Genomic DNA, 18,884 nt, shown 5'->3' with positions numbered 1-18,884 from the left:
GTGACAGAGGTCAAAGAACTGATCGTTCCGCGAAAGGCGACCCTTCGGGACGCGATGAGCCGCCTGGAGCAGGCGGGTCTCGGCATCCTCCTTCTGGTCTCTGACGAGGGCGTGCTGGACCGGGCGATAACGGACGGTGATCTTCGCCGCCTCATTCTTGCGGGCCACGGCCTCGACGAGACGATCGAGGTGCTGCCGGCGGCCAGGTGCATTACCGCGCCGCTCGGCGTCACGCGCCGCGCCGCGCTCGAACTGATGAACCACCACGGGATCAGCCACCTGCCGCTCGTTGACGGCGAGGGTAGGGCCGTCAAGCTGCTGATGCGGCGCGACATCGACGAGCAGGTTCTCCTGTCGACGCCGCATATCGGCGACAGCGAGCGGGATTTCGTCGAACAGGCGTTCCTGACCAACTGGATCGCGCCGCTCGGCCCCAATGTCGATGCCTTCGAAACGGAGCTTTGCGCCTTCGTCGGCTCCGCCCATGGCGCGGCCGTCTCTTCCGGCACGGCGGCCATCCATCTCGGCCTTCGCCTCCTCGGCGTCGGCCCGGGCGACAAGGTGTTCTGCTCCACGCTGACTTTCGCGGCGAGCGCCAATCCCATCGTCTACCAGGGCGCCGAGCCGGTCTTCATCGATTCGGAAGAGACGAGCTGGAACATGTGCCCGAAGGCGCTCGAGCGCGCCCTTGCCACGGCGGCCGCGGAAGGCTGGCGGCCGAAGGCGGTCATCGTCGTCAATCTCTACGGCCAGAGTGCCGACATGGATCCCATTCTCGACCTGTGCACGTCCTATGGCGTGCCGGTGCTGGAGGATGCCGCCGAATCGCTGGGCGCCACCTACAAGGGACGCCAGAGCGGCACCTTCGGCAAGGTCGGCGTCTTCTCCTTCAACGGCAACAAGATCATCACCACGTCGGGCGGCGGCATGCTGGTCTCCGACGACAAGGAGATCGTCGCGCGGGCCCGCTTCCTCGCCACGCAGGCGCGCGATCCGGCGCCGCACTACGAGCACAGCGAGATCGGCTACAACTACCGCATGAGCAACATCCTGGCGGGGGTCGGCCGCGGCCAGCTGCGTGTCCTCGAAGAGCGCGTCGCCGCGCGGCGCGGGGTCTTCGAGCGCTACCGCGACGGTCTTGCCGATGCCGGCCTCCTCGAGTGGATGCCCGAACCGGACTGGAGCTTTTCCAACCGCTGGCTGACCACGGCGACCGTCTCGCCCTCCGCCGCCCATGACAGCGCCGGCATCATCAAGCGGCTCGCCGGCGAGATGATCGAGGCCCGCCCGGTCTGGAAGCCGATGCACCTCCAGCCCGTCTTTGCCGGCACGCGCTATTTCACGGCCGGCAACAGCTCCGTCTCGGACGATCTCTTCGAGCGCGGCATCTGCCTGCCCTCGGGCTCCAATATGTCCGAGGAACAGCTCGACCGCGTCATTTCCACGCTGAAATCGCTCTTGCGCTGATCGTTCCCAAACGAAAAAAGCGGCGGCGCAGGTCCGGGACATGCGCCGCCGCTCTCGTTTCCGGGCATCGTCTCGTCAGCCGAAGGAGGTTGCCTGCTCCGGCGCGTTTTCGCCGCTGATCAGGGCGAACAGCAGCTTCTTCGCCTCTGCCTCGTCTTCCGCCGCGATCGCGGCCGCCAGATTGCGCAGCGATGCCTCCATGTCGTAGCGCGCGATGGCGGCCGAATCGGCGCGCAGGATCTTGGGGTGGCGGGTTGGCTGCGCGTTGTCGCGATCGTAGAACAGTTCCTCGTAGAGCTTCTCGCCCGGCCGGATGCCGATCACCTCGATGGCGATGCCGCTGTCCGGGTTCTTGGCGTTGCGCACCTGGAAGCCGGCGAGGCGGATCATGTTTTCCGCAAGGTCGCCGATGCGCACAGGCTCGCCCATGTCGAGCAGGAACACGTCGCCGCCGGCCGAGAGCGCGCCGGCCTGCACGATGAGCTCGGCCGCCTCCGGGATCGACATGAAGTAGCGCGTCATGTCGAGGTCGGTGATGGTGACGGGGCCGCCCTTGGCGATCTGCTGCTTGAACAGCGGCACGACGGAGCCGTTCGAGCCGATCACGTTGCCGAAGCGCACGGCGCAGAAGGTCTGCCTGTCGCCGCGCGCCTGCGCCTCGATCGCCATCTGCCGCACGATCAGTTCGGCCCAGCGCTTCGTCGCACCCATGACGTTGGTCGGGCGCACCGCCTTGTCGGAGGAGATCAGCACGAAGCTCTCGATCTTCTCTTCCGCCGCCGTGCGCGCCACGGTCAGCGTGCCGAAGACGTTGTTGTGGATGCCTTCCAGCACGTTGGCCTCGACCAGCGGCACATGCTTGTGGGCAGCCGCGTGGTAGAGCACCTGCACGCCGTGCGAGCGGATGGCGCGCCGCATCAGGCTTTCATCCGTCACCGAGCCCAGCACCGGCACGACGGCATGGTCGCCGGCGGCAAGCAGCTCCTGCTCGATCTTGTAGAGCGCGAATTCGCTCGCCTCCAGCAGCACGAGCTTCTTCGGCTTCCAGCGGATGATCAGGCGACACAATTCCGAGCCGATCGAGCCGCCCGCCCCGGTGACCATGACGATCTTGCCGGTCAGCGCCTGGTTTAGGAGCTCCTTGTCGGCGGGGATGAAGGAGCGGCCGAGCAGTTCGTCGAGCTCAATCTCGCGGATCTGGTTGACGATGTACTTGCCGTCCACGATGTCGGAAATGTCGGGAAGGGTGCGCACGCGCACGCCGAGCCCGGTGACCCGCGCGATCACCGCCTGCCGGGTCTCGGCCGGGATGGCGGACATGCTGAGCACGATCTCCTTGATGCCGTAGCGGTCGATCAGGCCCGGCAGGTCGCTGGACGGAAACACCCGATAGCCGGCGATGTCGCGGCCGTGGTTGGCCGGGTCGTCGTCGATGAGCCCCATGACGAAGCGGTTGCCGTGGCCCTTGAGGGCGCGGGCGAGCTGCGCGGCGGTGGGGCCGGTGCCGTAGATGAAGATCGGGTCCTCGTCGCGGCGAAGGCCGGTGCCCTGGTTGAGGATCCACTTGGCGGCGAAGCGGATGCCGCCGATGAGAAGCGTGCCGAGCACGAAATAGAGGAACGGCACGGAGCGCGGCACGATGCCCTGTCCCGCCATCTCCATCAGGAAGATGATGATCACCCAGCTCATCGTGGCCATCAGCATGGCACGCAGGATCGTCCAGATGGCGGCGTCCGGCAGGTAGCGGATGACGGAGCGATAGAGCCCGAGCTTGATGAAGAAGGGTATCGCCACCGCGGCGGCACAGATGGCAAGGACCAGCCGCTCCGTCGTCAGCGCCGGCATCCACTGGGCAAGCCGGATGGCGTAGCTCGCCCAGAGCGCGATCATCAGCGCGGCGATGTCGATGCCGATCATCAGGAGGCGCTTCCACAGGCGCGGAATCTCGACCAGGCGCTCGCGGATGTCCCGGACCAGGCGGTGATCGGTTAGGGTGGTGCCTGTCATCGTCTTACGCACGCTCCAAATTGCTGAACTCCACGCATCGTCCGTGGATCAGTGCGACACGCCTGCTGCACCCGTCACTTTTATGGCGGTCATCAGCAGGATGCGCAAATCGAAAGAAAAGCTTTGCCTTGCGCGGTATTCCGCGTCCAGCGCCACCTTCTCGGTCACGGTCAGTTCGTCCCGCCCGTTCACCTGCGCCCAGCCGGTAAGGCCCGGTGCCAGCCGGTGCACGCCGAGCGCCGTGCGCGCCGCGACCAGGTCGTCCTGGTTGAACAGCGCGGGCCGCGGGCCGACGAGGCTCATCTCGCCCTTCACGATGCACCAGAGCTGCGGCAGTTCGTCGAGGCTCGTCTTGCGCAGGAAGCCGCCGATCGGCGTCAGGTGGCGGTTCGCATCCGTCAGGAGATGCGTGGCGACCACCGGGGCGTCGGTGCGCATGGTGCGGAACTTCGGCATGGAGAACAGGTGGTTGTCGCGCCCCACCCGGTCCGACCAGTAGAGCGCCGGCCCCGGCGACGTCAGGCGCACCGCCAGCGCGACGATGGCCATCGGCACGGCGAAGACGAGGAGGGCCACGCTTGCAACGGTGACATCGAATGCACGCTTCAACGACATTGGGTGTTTGGTCCAGGGTTCCTGCTGGCGGGATATCTGCGGTTTCCGGCTTCCATAGGGCAGTTTGCCGCCATCTTCTAGTGCGCGTTCACGAGGATTGCGGGCGTCTTGCAAGCAGGATCGCGAAAACCGCGCCGCCGGCAAGCAGGAAGAAGCTCTCGCCGAGCGCCAGGCGGTTGTTGGAATTGGTGGTGATCGTGGCGAAGAAGAAGAAGCTCATGCTGTAGAGGTAGGCGGCCGTGCTGGCGCCGATGCGGCCCTCGCGATGGGCCGCGTTAACGCGGCCTGCCGCGGCGAGGACGAAGACCGAGAGGACGGCGAGCCCGAACAGGCCGTGGCGCACGAGGATTTCGAGATATCCGTTATGCAGCAGCGTGTAGCCGACATCGGCATAGGTGGTCCGCTTCCATTCGCCGAGCCAGGCATTGCCCCAGCCGACGAGCGGCGACTGCCCGATCAGCTCCAGCGCGTTCGACCAGAGCATCAGGCGTTCGCGCATGGCGGAGGGCACGGTCTCGTCCGCGATCGTCGCCTGCATGGCGCCCACCGGGTCCTTCGTCGTGAGCGCGGTGTCCAGCATGGTGAGGACGGCGTCGGCGGTAGAGCCGGCGACCTTGACCACATAGGGCGCGGCGGCGGCCGCGACGGCGACCGCCAGCACGATAAGCCCGCCGAGCAGGTGGAGCCGCCAGCGGCCGGCAAGATGATAGAGCGACAGGAGGGCCATGAAGCCCATCGTCGCGGCCAGCGCCAGCCAGGCGCCCTTCGACTGCGCGCCGAGCACGCCGATCAGGCTGAGCGCGGCCGTTGCGAGGCCGAGCGCCAGCATGGGCCATTTCAGCCGCCCGGCGAGGCGTCCGGTCTCTGCGGCATGGAGCAGCCAGAACACGGACGTCAGGAACAGCATGGAACCGCCGACGCCGGCATGGATAGGGTTGTGGTGGAACAGCGGCGCGGCGCGCTCCCCCGCGAAGATCGTGCCGAAATCCAGCGTGGCGAGGAGCCCGGCGAGGCCGCAGGCGAGAAGCAGGGTGCCCGCCGCAAAAAGCGAGCGCCGCGTGGCGTAGAGCGCGACGCCGACGAGCGGGAACAGTGCCGGGAAGGCATAAAGCCATTCCGACGTTCCCTTCTGATCGTAGAGGACGATGCCGAGCACGAAGCGGACGAGCGCATAGACCGCCCAGGCGTAGCAGAGGAGGGCGAGCCAGTCGCGCGAGACCTGGCGCACTTCAAGCTTGTGCCGGACCAGGGCGAAGATGGCGAAGGCGAGGGTGATGTAGCGGTAGATGTCGCTCTCGACCAACATGGCGGAGGCGAGCAGCGCCCAGAGCGCCGCGGGGAGGAGCGAGCGCGCGCCGGCCCGTCCCCCGAGGTCAGCGGCCAAAGGCATAGGCGATCCTGCGCAGGGTTTCGATGATACGGATGCCATGGGTCCTCAGACGTCTCCACCAGGGGAATTTCGCGGCTCTGTACGCCGACCGTGTCGCAATTGTGGTGCTGTCGCGCTTGGGAGCCGCGACATCCCTGCGCGTCGTGTAGATGCGTCCGCCGAAGGCCCAGCCGCGCTCGAGCGCGATGTCCCAGGGATATTGCATGACCTTTAGCCCGTCGATCAGCCTTGCCGCGCCGGCGCGCGTCACGGCGTAGCAGGCGGCCGAGCCCTGGGGGCCATGCGTCGTGCGGCCGATCTCGTCGCCGGCACTGGAGCTCGCACTAGGACGGAAGCCGACGATGCGGTGGTTGAACAGCTTTATCGCGTCCGCGTCCGGCAGCGCATCCACGGCGGCCTCAGCGCGGCTGACGAGATCTGCCGTCAGCTCGATATCGTCCTCGACGATCACGGCGGCAGGCTCGCCCGTTTCGAGGAAGGCGGAAAGCGCCTTCAGGTGGCTGCGGTAGCAGCCGTATTCGCCGGGCAGGATGGTGCGGCCGTTGTTTCGCGCGAAGGCGCTTGCGTCGCAGTCGATGCGCTCCTCGACCGGCGTCTTCGTGCCGTCGATGCCCGGCACGCGCACGAGGGGCAGATGCAGCCTTTCGGCGCTTTCCGCGAGCGCGCGCCAGCGATCGGCCGAGCGGTCGAGATTGATCGCATAGATGCTGATGCTCATTGCCCCACCATGGTTGCTGACAGGCAGGCCGCGCGGCCGGCGTCGTCGCGGGGCGAAAGCCGTCCGCTCTTGCGCGTTCGCCTACCATTTTCCGTGGCGCATCTGCAACCCGGCGCCGCCGGCCGCGCTGAAAGAGCCGCCTCGCATGGACTGTTGCGGCGCGCCATGGCATAGGGCGCGCAACACGCGAGGCTTCTTTTCCATGATCCGCATCGACAATATCAGCAAGTCCAACAGCCACCGCATCCTCTTCATCGAGGCCGCCGCTGCGCTGAACCGCGGCGAGAAGATCGGCCTCGTCGGGCCGAACGGCGCCGGCAAGACGACGCTCTTCCGCATGATCACCGGGCAGGAGCAGCCGGACGAGGGCCAGGTCTCGGTCGAGAAGAACGTCTCCATCGGCTATTTCAGCCAGGATGTCGGCGAGATGGAGGGCCGCAGCGCCGTCACCGAGGTGATGGACGGGGCGGGACCGGTCAGTTCCGTCGCGGCCGAGCTGCGCGACCTGGAAGCGGCCATGGTCGATCCCGACCGGGCGGGCGAGATGGACGCGATCATCGAGCGCTACGGCGAGGTGCAGGCGCGCTACGAGGAGCTGGACGGCTACGGGCTGGAGAGCCGGGCGCGCGAGGTGCTGGCCGGCCTCAGCTTCAGCCAGGAGATGATGGACGGCGATGTCGGCAAGCTGTCGGGCGGCTGGAAGATGCGCGTGGCGCTCGCCCGCATCCTCCTGATGCGGCCGGATGTCATGCTGCTCGACGAGCCGAGCAACCACCTCGATCTCGAAAGCCTGATCTGGCTGGAGCAGTTCCTGAAGGGCTATGACGGCGCGCTCCTGATGACCTCGCACGACCGCGAGTTCATGAACCGCATCGTCAACAAGATCATCGAGATCGATGCCGGGTCACTCACCACCTATTCCGGCGACTACGGCTTCTACGAGCAGCAGCGCGCCCAGAACGAGAAGCAGCAGCAGGCGCAGTTCGAGCGCCAGCAGGCGATGCTCGCCAAGGAGATCAAGTTCATCGAGCGCTTCAAGGCGCGCGCCTCCCATGCCGCGCAGGTGCAGAGCCGCGTGAAGAAGCTCGACAAGATCGAGCGCGTCGAGCCGCCGCGCCGGCGCCAGACGGTGATGTTCGAGTTCCAGCCGGCGCCGCGTTCGGGCGAGGACGTAGCCAATCTCAAAAACATCGACAAGGCCTATGGCAGCCGCGCGATCTACAGGGATTTCAGCTTCCTGATCCGCCGGAAGGAGCGCTGGTGCGTGATGGGCGTCAACGGCGCCGGAAAGTCGACCCTGCTGAAGCTCATCGCCGGTGCCGCCAGCCCGGATGAGGGCAGCGTGACGATCGGGGCGAGCGTCAAGGTCGGCTATTTCGCACAGCATGCGATGGATTTGCTCGACGGGGACCTCACGGTCTTCGAATGGCTGGAGCAGGAGTTCCCGCGCGCGGGGCAGGGGCCGCTGCGCACGCTCGCCGGCTGCTTCGGCTTTTCCGGCGACGATGTCGAGAAGAAGTGCCGGGTTCTCTCGGGCGGCGAGAAGGCGCGGCTCGTCATGGCGGCCATGCTGTTCGATCCGCCGAATTTCCTGATCCTCGACGAACCGACGAACCATCTCGACCTCGACACCAAGGAAATGCTGATCAAGGCGCTCGCCGATTACGAGGGCACCATGCTTTTCGTCTCACACGACCGCCACTTCCTCGGCGCGCTGTCGAACCGCGTGCTCGAAATCAACGGCGACGACGTGCATCAATATCCGGGCGGCTATACCGAATATGTCGCCCAGACCGGCCATGAGGCGCCGGGCGTGCCCGGCTGACGCTCAGCCTTTCTTTGCGAGATACTGGTCGTCGGAGACCTGTTCCAGCCAGGTCACTGGTGAACCGTTCTCCGATTCGGCGATCGCCACATGGGTCATGGCCGTGCTGTCGGTGGCTCCGTGCCAGTGTTTTTCACCGGGCGGGAACCAGACGACGTCGCCGGGGCGGATTTCCTCCCTCGGCCCGCCCTCGCGCTGAGCCCAGCCGAGGCCGGCGGTCACGATGACGGTCTGGCCGAGCGGATGGGTGTGCCAGGCGGTGCGCGCGCCGGGCTCGAAGGTGACGATGGCGCCGCCCGTCCGCCCCGGGGCCTCGGCCTTGAAGGGCGTGTCCAGGCGGACCTTTCCGGTGAAATAGTCCGCCGGGCCCGGCGTCGAGGGGCTGGTGCCGTTGCGCTTGATGTCCATGTCCGTCTCCTTGAATTCTCCGGCGACCTTACACCGGCTGGCGAAGCCGTCGCAGACGATTTATGAGGACGGAAAGGGTTTTCAAGGCGGAAGCGGATGACAAGGCGGATCGGGATCGTCGGCGGCGGGCCGGCCGGGCTGATGGCGGCGGAGGCGCTGTCGGCGCGCGGCCATGCCGTCACGGTGCTGGAGGCGATGCCGACCATCGGCCGAAAATTCCTGCTCGCCGGCAAGTCGGGCCTTAATCTCACCCATTCCGAGCCCTATGCGCGCTTCTCCAGCCGTTTCGGCGCGGCGAACGATCGGCTGCGCGCCGCGCTCGATGCTTTCACGCCGGAGGACCTGCGCGCCTGGGCGCTCGGCCTCGGCACGCAAACCTTCGTCGGCACGTCCGGCCGGGTCTTCCCGACCGTCATGAAGGCCTCGCCCCTGCTGCGCGCCTGGCGGGCGCGGCTGGAAGGGCAGGGCGTGGAGATTCGCGTTCGCCACCGCTGGACGGGGTTTGCGCCTGATGGCCTTCTGGTCGAAACGCCGGAGGGCGAGGCGACGATGACCTTCGATGCGGTTCTGCTCGCGCTCGGCGGGGCGAGTTGGCCGCGGCTGGGCTCGGATGCGGCCTGGGTTGACGGACTGGTGGGTAGGGGCGTCGGCATCACCCCCTTTCGCCCGGCGAACTGCGGCTTCGACATGGACTGGTCGGCCTTCTTCACCGACAAATTCGCCGGCGCGCCGGTCAAGGGCGTCACCGCCCGGTCCGCCGCCGGCGAAATCCCCGGCGAGTTCGTCATATCGAAAACCGGCATCGAGGGCAGCCTGATCTATGCCCATGCGGCGGCGCTGCGCGATGCGCTGGCGGAAAACGGTGCAGCGACCCTCCTGCTCGACCTCGCGCCGGGGCGGACCGCCGAACGGCTCGCCGGCGATCTTGCCCGGCAGGGCGGCAAGGCCAGCCTTTCCACCCGCCTGCGCAAGGCGGCGGGGCTCGACGGGGCCAAGGCGGCGCTGCTGCGCGAATGCGTGCCCGATGTGGCAAGCCTCGCTCCGGAGGCGTTGGCTGCAGCGATCAAAAACCTGCCGCTCCGTCCCGTCCGCCCAAGGCCGATCACCGAGGCGATTTCCGCGGCCGGCGGTGTGCGCTTCGATGCGATCGACGACACCTACATGCTGAAGGCCCTGCCCGGCACCTTCGTCGCCGGCGAGATGCTGGACTGGGAGGCGCCGACCGGCGGCTACCTGCTCACCGCCTGCTTCGCCACCGGCCGCGCCGCCGCCGAAGGCATCCATAGCTGGCTATGCGATCAGGCCTGACGGACTGGCTCAGCCTCGCTTCGGCGCATGGCTGAGGCCGGACGCGGCCGCTTTCAGGCAATCGATATAGCGGTCACGATTGGCCAGCCCGTCGGCCTTGGGCGTGACGAGGCAGAGCGTCGCGGCCGCCTGGCCCTCGTCCATGACGGGCACGGCGAAGCAATGGGTGAAACTGTCGACGATGCTGTTGAAGGTAAAGAAGCCGTCGGCCTCGGCCTGCCGCACCTCGGCGAGGAACGCCTGCGGGTCCAGCCATTCGCCGTCCGGCAGGCGGAAATCCTCCTTCGGGATGAAGTCCAGGATTTCCGCGTCGCTCATATGCGTGACGAGCAGGCGGCCGGAGGCCGTCCACGGGATCGGCACGGACTGGCCGATATCCGTCGAGATGCGGAAGGGCCGGGCGCCCTCGCGCATGCGCACGACGGTATATTTGTTGCCGTCGAGCATGCAGAACTGCGCCGTCTCGCGCGTCTCGTCCGCCAGTCGTTCCAGCGCCGCCTCGCATTCGCGGGTGAAGTCGAAATGGTGCTCGTAGGCCGCACCGAGGAAATAGAGCTTGCGGCCGAGATAGACGCGGCCGTCGCCGCCGGAAAACTCCAGGATGCCGTTGCGCAGCAGGAGGTTCACCAGCTCGTAGACGGAGGAGCGCGGCGCGCCGATCTGCGCGGCGATCTCGTTCGGCTTCAGCGCCTGCCGCTTCTGGCGCAGGAAATCGAGGATCTCGAAGGCGCGGTCGAGCCCGCGGGCGCGCTTCCCACCGGCTTCGTCGGCAATAGCATCCATTGGCGTTGTCCCTGCCTGTCGTCGGCCAAGCTTCTCACGCCGGCCGCGCCGTCTGTCAATATCGCCGGCCGATCCCCGAGACCGCCTCGCCCACCCAGTCGAGGCGCTTTGCCGGAATGAGCCCGTAGTTGTAGAAATTCACGCCGTCGACGCCGGCATCGGCCGCGCTCTTCACGCGCGCGGCGAGGATCGTCGGGCCGTCGACCTCCGGGTAGAAGACGCGGAGGCCAAGCCCGAGGAATTTTTCCGGGCCGAGCATCGCCCGGCCCAGGCGCACGACGTCGGCAATCGCCTCGGGCGTCATGTCATAGCAGCAGAGGATCGCCCCGTCGCAGAGCCTGCCGGCCGCGGAGAGATCGACGCCGCCAAGCCAGGCGTCCTTGTGGTCGATCAGCACGATGCGCGTCGCCGGGTCGGCGGCGGCCCTGATCGCGCCGATCAGGCTCGTCACCGGCTCGCTGCGCCAGGCAAGGTAGGCGTGAAGGTCGTGGTGGTCGCGGAAGGCGTCGATGCCGGCCTGCGGAAAGTCGGGAAACCGCCTTTCCGGCACGGCCCGTTCGCAGAATTCGGCGATGAAGCGGGCGACTGTGCGCCTTGCGCCCTCCACCGGCACGCCGGCCTTGCCCGCCCGCGCGGCGCAATGGCCGCAGAAGCACAGCGAGAGCAGGAAATCGTCCTCCTCGTTGAGGCCGACACCGTCCTTCTCGTGGTGGTATCCATGCGCGAAGCCCATGAAGCCGGGGCTTTCCAGCTCCAGCATGTCGGGCCGGTGATTGCGCGTGATGTCCTGAACGAGGGTCACGACATAGTCGCGCGCCGCCGGGCTGGAGGGGCAGAGGCTGTAATGGTTGGCATTGCCGAAGGCGTTGCGGGTGACGTCACCGGGATGCAGCATGCCGAGGCGGGTATTGTGCAGGCACACCGTCCAGCAGGAAACCTTGAGGCCGGTCGCCGCGCGCGCCCCGGTCAGCGCCGCCAGCATGTCGCCGCGCTCGGCGACGCTCTGCGCCATCAGCGGGCGGATCGCCTTGCCCTGCCAAAGCGTCTCGTCCGGCCGGAAATAAACCGTGCCGTCTTCCGGGAAATAGGCCTTCTGCGCCGGGCTGCGCGGCTGCAGGAAGCGGCCGGCATGGTAGGAGGTCGCCATGCTGACCGTGTTGAGCCCCGCGCGGCCGGCAAGGTCGGCGGAAAGCGTCTCAAGCCCCTGGTCCTGGATGTCCCAGGGATAGGTCCACATGGAAAGATGCATGCGTGCTCCCGTCACGTTTGTCCGCTTTGTAGAACATGTGTCCATAATAGTGTCCAGCCGGATTTTCGGCCTGCCGCGGGCGGGCTTGCATCGCTGACAGAATCGACAGGCCGCACCCTTCAGGCGGGATCACGCGCCGGCCTCATCGACGGTCCGGATCGCCTCCGGACGGGCCCGTTGGCATTTTCGACGCATTGGATGTCGCGAACCGGAGGGATTCCTTGCAAGAGGCGGCGTAGCTTCTCGCCATTGCAGGGACTTGCGCAGCCGCAAGCAGCCTGAAATATGCGCCGAGCCGCAAGCGCGGCCGCATGAAAAGGGGATCGCCGACGCTTGCCCGCAGCCTCGGCCGAACGCGAGATTGAAACCGATGAAAAGCCACGTCCTGACCGTATCCTGCCAATCGACCCGCGGCATCGTCGCTGCGATCACCGGCTACCTCGCCGAGAAGGGGTGTTACATCTCCGATTCGTCCCAGTTCGACGATCTCGAAACGGGCCTGTTCTTCATGCGCCTGACGTTCCTGTCCCAGGAAGGCGTGTCGGAAGACGACATCAGGTCGGGCTTCGCACCCGTCGCCAAGCCCTTCGGCATGACATACCGCTTCAACGACAGCGACGAGCGCATGAAGGTGCTGCTCATGGTCTCGCGCTTCGGCCATTGCCTCAACGACCTGCTCTACCGCTGGAAGATCGGCGCGCTGCCGATCGATATCGTCGGCGTCGTCTCCAACCACTTCGACTACCAGAAGGTCATCGTCAACCACGACATCCCCTTCCACCACATCAAGGTGACGAAGGAGAACAAGCCGCAGGCCGAAGCGCGCCTGATGGAAGTGGTCGAGCAGTCCGGCGCCGAACTCATCGTTCTCGCCCGCTACATGCAGGTCCTGTCGGATGCCGTCTGCAAGAAGATGTCGGGCCGCATCATCAACATCCACCATTCCTTCCTGCCGTCCTTCAAGGGCGCCAACCCCTACAAGCAGGCCTTCGAGCGCGGCGTGAAGCTGATCGGCGCGACGGCGCACTACGTCACCGAGGATCTCGACGAGGGTCCGATCATCGAGCAGGACGTCGCGCGCATCACCCATGCGCAGTCGGCCGAGGATTATGTCTCCATCGGCCGCGACGTGGAGAGCCAGGTGCTCGCCCGCGCCGTGCACGCCCATATCCACCACCGCGTCTTCATGAACGGCAACAAGACCATCGTCTTCCCGCCGTCGCCGGGCTCCTACGCCTCCGAGCGCATGGGTTGATCCACAAGAGGCCGGCGGTGACGCCGGCCTTTTCGTTCCGGCCAACCCATACCTGAAATTATCCCATCTCGTAGCGCACCGATGCTCTCTCCCAAACCTACGGGCGAAACCCGCCGCGTGGATGAAGCTGTTGCCGCTGCCTTTGGCGTGCCGGCCGCAAAATCTTTCCCTTTCCCGGAAACATGCGCTAAGGGCATCAGCCATGACCATGCCGGCACCGACAGATGAAGACTTCGTCGTCCTCCTTGGGGGCGCGCTCACCGCAACGCCGCGCCTTGCGGCGGACATTGCCGGTGCGCGCGTCGTGGCGGCCGATGGCGGCATGCGGCATGCGGCCGCCCTTGGCCTTACGCCGGAGATCTGGGTCGGCGACTTCGATTCCACGCCGCCCGCGCTGCTCGATGCCTGGCCCGACGTCGAGCGCCAGCCTTATCCCGCCGCCAAGAACGAGACGGATGGCGCCATCGCCGTCTCCGTCGCCATCGAGCGCGGCGCGCGAAGGATTCTGCTGGCCGGCGCGCTCGGCGGCGAGCGCAGCGACCATGCGCTCATGCACCTCCTCCATGCCGTTTCGCTGGAGGAGCAGGGCCTTCAGGTAAAGCTCACCTCCGGCGAGGAGGAGGCCTGGCCGCTGCTGCCGGGCACGCGCGAGATCGACCTGCCGGCAAACAGCCTGTTCTCCGTGCTCGGCTTCACCGCGCTTTCGGGACTCTTCATCGGCAACGTGCGCTATCCACTCGCCGATTTCCCGTTGCCCTTCGGCGCCTCGCGCACCATCTCCAATGTCGCGGAAGGCCCGATCCGCCTTTCGCTCGCTTCCGGCCGCGCGATCCTCATCGCCCGGCCCTATGACCTTTCAGGAGCCTGACCCTTGGCACCGCCCATCCTCAAACTCGACGACATCTTCTTGAGCTTCGGCGGCACGCCGCTCCTCGCCGGCGCCAGCCTGCAGGTCGAGCCCGGCGACCGTATCTGTCTCGTCGGCCGCAACGGCTCGGGCAAGTCGACGCTGATGAAGATCGCCGCCGGCCTTGCCGAGGCGCAGTCCGGCGAGGTCTTCCGCCATCCGTCCGCCACCGTCCGATACCTGCACCAGGCGCCGGATTTCGACGGCTACGACACGGTCGCCGCCTATGCGGAGGCCGGTCTCGGCCCGTCCGACGATCCCTACCGCGTCACCTACCTGCTGGAACATCTCGGCCTTTCTGGCGCGGAAGATCCCAAGTCGCTCTCGGGCGGCGAGGCGCGCCGGGCGGCGCTCGCCCGCGTCATGGCGCCGGAGCCGGATATCCTGCTGCTCGACGAGCCCACCAACCATCTCGACCTTCCCACCATCGAATGGCTGGAAGGCGAGCTGCAATCGACCCGTTCGGCCCTCGTCGTCATCTCGCACGACCGCCGCTTCCTCGAAAAGGTCTCCAACGCCACCGTCTGGCTCGATCGCGGCCAGTCGCGCCGCCTCAACCGGGGCTTTGCCCATTTCGAAGCCTGGCGCGACGAAGTGCTGGAAGCCGAGGAACTGGAGCAGCACAAGCTCGGCAAGGCCATCGAGCGCGAGGAGCACTGGCTGCGTTACGGCGTGACGGCCCGGCGCAAGCGCAACATGCGCCGTCTGGGCGCGCTGCACGACCTGCGCGCGCGCTATCGCGGCCACAAGGGGCCGCAGGGCTCGGTGCAGGCCAGCGCTTCCGACGCGCAGGAATCCGGCAAGCTGGTCATCGAGGCGGAGAAGATCGTCAAGAGCTACGGCGAGCGCACCATCGTCGCGCCGTTCTCGATCCGCGTGCATCGCGGCGACTGCATCGGCCTCGTCGGCCCGAACGGCGCCGGCAAGACGACGCTCCTGAAGATGCTGACCGGCCAGCTCGAGCCCGACAGCGGCACGGTGAAGCTCGGCACCAATCTGGAAATCGCCACGCTCGACCAGCGCCGCGAGGACCTGAACCTCGACGACACGCTCGCCCACTACCTCACCGACGGGCGCGGCGAGACGCTGCTCGTCAACGGCGAGCAGCGCCACGTCACCGGCTACATGAAGGAATTCCTCTTCCAGCCGGAGCAGGCCCGCACGCCGATCCGCAACCTCTCGGGCGGCGAGCGCGCCCGGCTGATGCTGGCGCGTATCCTGTCGCGCCCGACGAACCTGCTGATCCTCGACGAGCCGACCAACGACCTCGACATCGAGACGCTGGATCTCCTCCAGGAGATCGTCGCAGGCTTTGCCGGCACCGTCCTGCTCGTCAGCCACGACCGCGACTTCCTCGACCGTACCGTCACCTCGACCATCGCGCCGGCCGATCCGGAAAACCCGGATGGCCGCTGGATCGAATATGCCGGCGGCTATACCGACATGATGGCCCAGCGCCGCGGCGCCATCGAGGAAAAGCGCAAGGCGGAGAAGGCCGAAAAGGCGAAGACGGCCGGCCCCGCCGCCGCTGCGCCCGCGGAAGGCAAGGGCAAGGCAAAGCTCTCCTTCAAGCAGAAGTTTGCGCTCGAAAACCTGCCGAAGGAGATGGACAAGGCGGAGAAGGAGATCGCCGCCCGCGAGGCGAAGATGGCCGATCCCGCCCTCTTCACCAAGGACCCCGCGACCTTCAACAGGCTCGCCGCCGAAATGGAGAAGCTGCGCGACAGCCTGACGAAGATGGAAGAGGAATGGCTGGAGCTGGAAATGCTGCGGGAGGAACTGGAGGGCTGAAGGGGCCTGTTCCCCCCGGAACAGCGCCGGCCGCGGCATCATGGGAAAGTCGGGTCACTGGATGAGAGGAACTCATCCTGCAACCGAAAGAGATCAGGAGAGTCCCATGCGCAAGTTCATCATTTCCGCCGTCGTTGCCGTCGTCGCCGCCGTTTCCTTCGCCGCTCCTTCCCAGGCCGGCCACTACGGCTACGGCCACAAGTCCTACGGCTATGGCCACAAGAGCCACGTTTACAAGCACTACGGCTACAAAAAGCATTTCAAGAAGCACTATGGCGGCCATTACGGCGTGAAGATCTTCTTCAAGAAGAAGCACTACAACTACTACTGAGCCGCGCCGCTTCGCAAAAACAGCAGGACCCGGATGCCCGCCGCATCCGGGTCCTGTCGCTTTCGGGGTGGATTGATTCGCGCTCGCAGGAACGCTATTTAGACTGCTCGTGGTGATTTGGCCGGCCGGCTTGCAGCCACGTTAAACAAGTCGCTAAAGGGCCGCGCGAGGAAAACCTTACGTGGACCGGTTGCGACGTCGTTGCGGCCGGTTTTTGTTTTCGATCGAGTGTGACATGCCCATCAAGATTCCCGATACGCTCCCCGCCTTCGAAACCCTCGTTCACGAGGGCGTGCGGGTGATGACCGAGACGGTGGCGATCCGGCAGGATATCCGCCCGCTGCAGATCGGGCTGCTCAATCTCATGCCGAACAAGATCAAGACGGAAGTACAGATGGCGCGCCTCGTCGGCGCATCGCCGCTGCAGGTCGAGCTGTCGCTGGTGCGCGTCGGCGGCCACCGCGCCAAGAACACGTCGGCAGAGCATCTGCTGGCCTTCTACGACACCTGGGAAGAGGTGCGGCACCGCAAGTTCGACGGCTTCATCATCACCGGCGCGCCGGTGGAAACCCTCGACTACGAGGACGTCACCTATTGGGACGAGATGAAGCAGATCCTCGACTGGACCGAGACCAACGTGCATTCGACGCTGAATGTCTGCTGGGGCGCCATGGCGGCGATCTACCATTTCCACGGCGTGCCGAAGCACACGCTGGAGGAAAAGGCGTTCGGCGTCTATCGCCACCACAACCGCAAGCCCTCCTCCGTCTTCCTCAACGGTTTCTCCGACAATTTCGAGGTTCCCGTCTCGCGCTGGACGGAAATCCGCACGGAGGATATCCGCGCCGTGCCGGAGCTTGATATACTGCTGGAATCGGATGAAACGGGGGTCTGCCTGGTGCAGGACAAGTCCAGAAGCCGGCTCTATATCTTCAACCATGTGGAATACGATTCGACGTCGCTCGCCGATGAATATTTCCGCGACGTCTCGGCCGGCGTGCCGATCAAGCTGCCGAAGAACTATTTCCCGCACAACGATCCCTCGCTGCCGCCGCAGAACCGCTGGCGCGGCCATGCGCATCTGCTCTTCGGCAACTGGATCAACGAGATCTACCAGACCACGCCCTATGACCTCGAAAAAATCGGAACGGGAGCCTGATCATGAGCCGTGTCGTCGTTCGCCCCCTGCACAAGGATGATGAAGGCGAGTGGCGGCGCCTGTGGACGGCCTATCTCGCCTTCTACGAGACGGTCCTGCCGGAAGAGATCTTTGCGAGCACCTTCGCCCGGCTGGCGGGCGAAGCGACCGAGGGCGAATATCGCGGTCTCCTCGCCACGCTCGACGGCAAGCCCGTCGGCCTTGCGCACTATCTCTTCCACCGCTCCTGCTGGACGATAAACAGCATCTGCTACCTGCAGGATCTCTATGCCGACCCCGACGTGCGCGGCACCGGCATCGGCCGGGCGCTGATCGAGGGCGTTTATGCCAAGGCGAAGGAAGCCGGTGCGCCGGAGGTCTACTGGATGACGCAGGAGTTCAACGCCACCGCCCGGACGCTCTACGACCGCATCGCGGAGAAGACGCCCTTCATCGTCTACCAGAAGAACCTCTGACGCGGTTTCCTAAAAAGTATGATTTTTCAGGTTGCGGATGGGCGGGAATCGCAGCAGGTTGCGGCTCACGACGGGAATGGTGCAGGAGACGCGGGCGTGGGTGCAGGCAATGAAATCTTCGGGCACCTTCCCTCCGGCGAGGCCGTCGAGCGCATCGCGATCGCCGGCGGCGGGCTGACGGCCCATGTGCTGACCTGGGGCACGGTCATCCAGGACCTGCGGCTAGAAGGCCATGACGCCCCGCTCGTGCTCGGTTTCGAGGATCTTCCGTCCTATCTCGACCACTCTCCCTATTTCGGCGCGACGCCGGGGCGCTGCGCCAACCGCATCGCCGGCGGCCGGTTCACCCTCGACGGCACCGCCTACCAGCTCGAGCGCAACGAGCGCGGCGTCACGCATCTGCACGGCGGCAGCGACGGCATCGGTCAGCGGAACTGGCGCGTCGCGGACCAGGGGGCCGACTTCGTCACGCTGACGCTGACCGACCCGGCCGGCCGTGCCGGCTATCCCGGCAATTGCGTCATCACCTGCACCTACCGCCTGTCCGGCGACGGCGTGCTTTCGGTCGTCTATACGGCAACGACCGATGCGCCGACCCCCGTCAACCTCTGCCAGCACAGCTATTTCAACCTCGACGGCGGTCCCGACGCCCTCGACCACGAGATCCGCCTAGTGGCCGATCATTACCTGCCGGTCGACGAGGCGCTGATCCCGACCGGCGACATCCGCCCGGTCGCCGGCGCGCCCTTTGACCTCACCGGCTGGACCTCCCTGCGCCGGCAGACGGAGGCCGGGGGTGTCGCCTTCGACCATAATTTCTGCCTGTCGACCGAGCGGCGGGCCAAGCGGCTGGTGGGCGAGGTGCGCAGCCCGCTTTCGGGTGTCTCTTTGGACGTGCTGACCACCGAGCCGGGCGTCCAGCTTTATACCGGGGCCTATGTGAACGTGCCCGTTGCCGGGCTCGGCGGTCGCCGCTACGGCCCGTTCGCCGGCTTCTGCCTGGAAACACAGGTCTGGCCGGATGCCGTCAACCATGCCGGTTTCCCCTCGGCGGTGCTGCGGCCCGGCGAGACGCTGCGGCAGGAAACCGACTACGTCTTCCGCAAGGCCTGAAGCGCCGCCTTCCGGTTCGAGTTGCGCAAACGCAAGAAAATCGAAACTTTTGTAGCGGACAAGCGATCCATATGGACCCGGAATGATCCCGGGTTGTGTGGGA

At 66.3% G+C, this 18,884-nt stretch carries 17 protein-coding genes and 1 riboswitch; of the genes, 10 read left to right on the top strand and 7 right to left on the bottom strand.

The window, feature by feature from the left end; genetic code table 11:
- A complete protein-coding gene (locus tag Q9316_RS18405) occupies window positions 1-1,467 on the top strand; it encodes an aminotransferase class I/II-fold pyridoxal phosphate-dependent enzyme (protein ID WP_306033008.1) in 1,467 nt (488 codons plus the stop codon).
- A gap of 75 nt (window positions 1,468-1,542) precedes the next feature.
- Here Q9316_RS18405 and Q9316_RS18400 read toward each other — a convergent pair whose 3' ends face one another.
- From Q9316_RS18400 to Q9316_RS18385, 4 genes are all read right to left on the bottom strand, one after another.
- Window positions 1,543-3,474: a polysaccharide biosynthesis protein gene (locus Q9316_RS18400; RefSeq protein WP_306033007.1), complete on the bottom strand. Its 1,932-nt coding sequence runs from the start codon at window positions 3,472-3,474 to the stop codon at window positions 1,543-1,545.
- Window positions 3,475-3,522: 48 nt separating this feature from the next.
- Window positions 3,523-4,089 (bottom strand): sugar transferase, encoded by a 567-nt coding sequence (locus Q9316_RS18395; protein WP_306033006.1) that lies wholly within the window; start codon window positions 4,087-4,089, stop codon window positions 3,523-3,525.
- Between the two features lie 88 nt (window positions 4,090-4,177).
- Entirely contained in the window at window positions 4,178-5,479 is a 1,302-nt protein-coding gene (locus Q9316_RS18390; protein ID WP_306033005.1) for an O-antigen ligase family protein, read from the bottom strand.
- A complete protein-coding gene (locus tag Q9316_RS18385; RefSeq protein WP_306033004.1) occupies window positions 5,463-6,197 on the bottom strand; it encodes a glycosyltransferase family 25 protein in 735 nt (244 codons plus the stop codon). Before Q9316_RS18385 ends, Q9316_RS18390 begins: the two co-directional genes overlap by 17 nt.
- Window positions 6,198-6,399: 202 nt before the next feature.
- On the opposite strand from Q9316_RS18385, the gene Q9316_RS18380 reads away from it, so the two are divergent.
- A complete protein-coding gene (locus tag Q9316_RS18380) occupies window positions 6,400-8,022 on the top strand; it encodes an ABC-F family ATP-binding cassette domain-containing protein (RefSeq protein WP_306033003.1) in 1,623 nt (540 codons plus the stop codon).
- A 3-nt stretch (window positions 8,023-8,025) separates the two neighbouring features.
- Here Q9316_RS18380 and Q9316_RS18375 read toward each other — a convergent pair whose 3' ends face one another.
- A complete protein-coding gene (locus Q9316_RS18375; RefSeq protein WP_306033002.1) occupies window positions 8,026-8,430 on the bottom strand; it encodes a (R)-mandelonitrile lyase in 405 nt (134 codons plus the stop codon).
- Window positions 8,431-8,526: 96 nt separating this feature from the next.
- On the opposite strand from Q9316_RS18375, the gene Q9316_RS18370 reads away from it, so the two are divergent.
- Window positions 8,527-9,738, top strand: a complete 1,212-nt coding sequence (locus Q9316_RS18370; RefSeq protein WP_306033001.1) for a TIGR03862 family flavoprotein — start codon at window positions 8,527-8,529, stop codon at window positions 9,736-9,738.
- A gap of 9 nt (window positions 9,739-9,747) precedes the next feature.
- Here Q9316_RS18370 and Q9316_RS18365 read toward each other — a convergent pair whose 3' ends face one another.
- Together Q9316_RS18365 and Q9316_RS18360 are read right to left on the bottom strand one after the other, a co-directional pair.
- Window positions 9,748-10,521, bottom strand: coding sequence for an IclR family transcriptional regulator (locus Q9316_RS18365; protein ID WP_306033000.1), 774 nt, complete (start codon window positions 10,519-10,521; stop codon window positions 9,748-9,750).
- 55 nt (window positions 10,522-10,576) lie between these two features.
- A complete protein-coding gene (locus Q9316_RS18360) occupies window positions 10,577-11,770 on the bottom strand; it encodes a hypothetical protein (protein WP_306032999.1) in 1,194 nt (397 codons plus the stop codon).
- Between the two features lie 370 nt (window positions 11,771-12,140).
- On the opposite strand from Q9316_RS18360, the gene purU reads away from it, so the two are divergent.
- From purU to Q9316_RS18325, 7 genes are all read left to right on the top strand, one after another.
- On the top strand, window positions 12,141-13,025 hold the full coding sequence (gene purU, locus Q9316_RS18355) for a formyltetrahydrofolate deformylase (protein ID WP_306032998.1): 885 nt from the start codon (window positions 12,141-12,143) through the stop codon (window positions 13,023-13,025).
- A 208-nt stretch (window positions 13,026-13,233) separates the two neighbouring features.
- Window positions 13,234-13,893 carry a thiamine diphosphokinase gene (locus Q9316_RS18350; protein WP_306035355.1) on the top strand — a complete coding sequence of 220 codons (660 nt, stop codon included), beginning with the start codon at window positions 13,234-13,236 and terminating at the stop codon, window positions 13,891-13,893.
- 3 nt (window positions 13,894-13,896) lie between these two features.
- Window positions 13,897-15,723, top strand: coding sequence for an ABC-F family ATP-binding cassette domain-containing protein (locus tag Q9316_RS18345; RefSeq protein ID WP_306032997.1), 1,827 nt, complete (start codon window positions 13,897-13,899; stop codon window positions 15,721-15,723).
- 106 nt (window positions 15,724-15,829) lie between these two features.
- On the top strand, window positions 15,830-16,054 hold the full coding sequence (locus Q9316_RS18340) for a hypothetical protein (RefSeq protein ID WP_306032996.1): 225 nt from the start codon (window positions 15,830-15,832) through the stop codon (window positions 16,052-16,054).
- Window positions 16,055-16,153: 99 nt separating this feature from the next.
- Window positions 16,154-16,231: riboswitch (SAM riboswitch) on the top strand.
- A gap of 58 nt (window positions 16,232-16,289) precedes the next feature.
- A complete protein-coding gene (gene metA, locus Q9316_RS18335; RefSeq protein WP_306032995.1) occupies window positions 16,290-17,213 on the top strand; it encodes a homoserine O-acetyltransferase MetA in 924 nt (307 codons plus the stop codon).
- Between the two features lie 2 nt (window positions 17,214-17,215).
- Complete coding sequence (locus tag Q9316_RS18330) at window positions 17,216-17,668, top strand: GNAT family N-acetyltransferase (protein WP_306032994.1); 453 nt, start codon at window positions 17,216-17,218, stop codon at window positions 17,666-17,668.
- Window positions 17,669-17,764: 96 nt separating this feature from the next.
- Window positions 17,765-18,781, top strand: a complete 1,017-nt coding sequence (locus tag Q9316_RS18325) for an aldose epimerase family protein (RefSeq protein WP_306032993.1) — start codon at window positions 17,765-17,767, stop codon at window positions 18,779-18,781.
- The last annotated feature ends 103 nt before the right edge of the window (window positions 18,782-18,884 follow it).

Origin of the sequence: Shinella zoogloeoides, assembly GCF_030733845.1 — a bacterium.
GTDB lineage: Bacteria > Pseudomonadota > Alphaproteobacteria > Rhizobiales > Rhizobiaceae > Shinella > Shinella zoogloeoides_C.
This window is presented reverse-complemented; position numbering and strand designations above follow the sequence as displayed.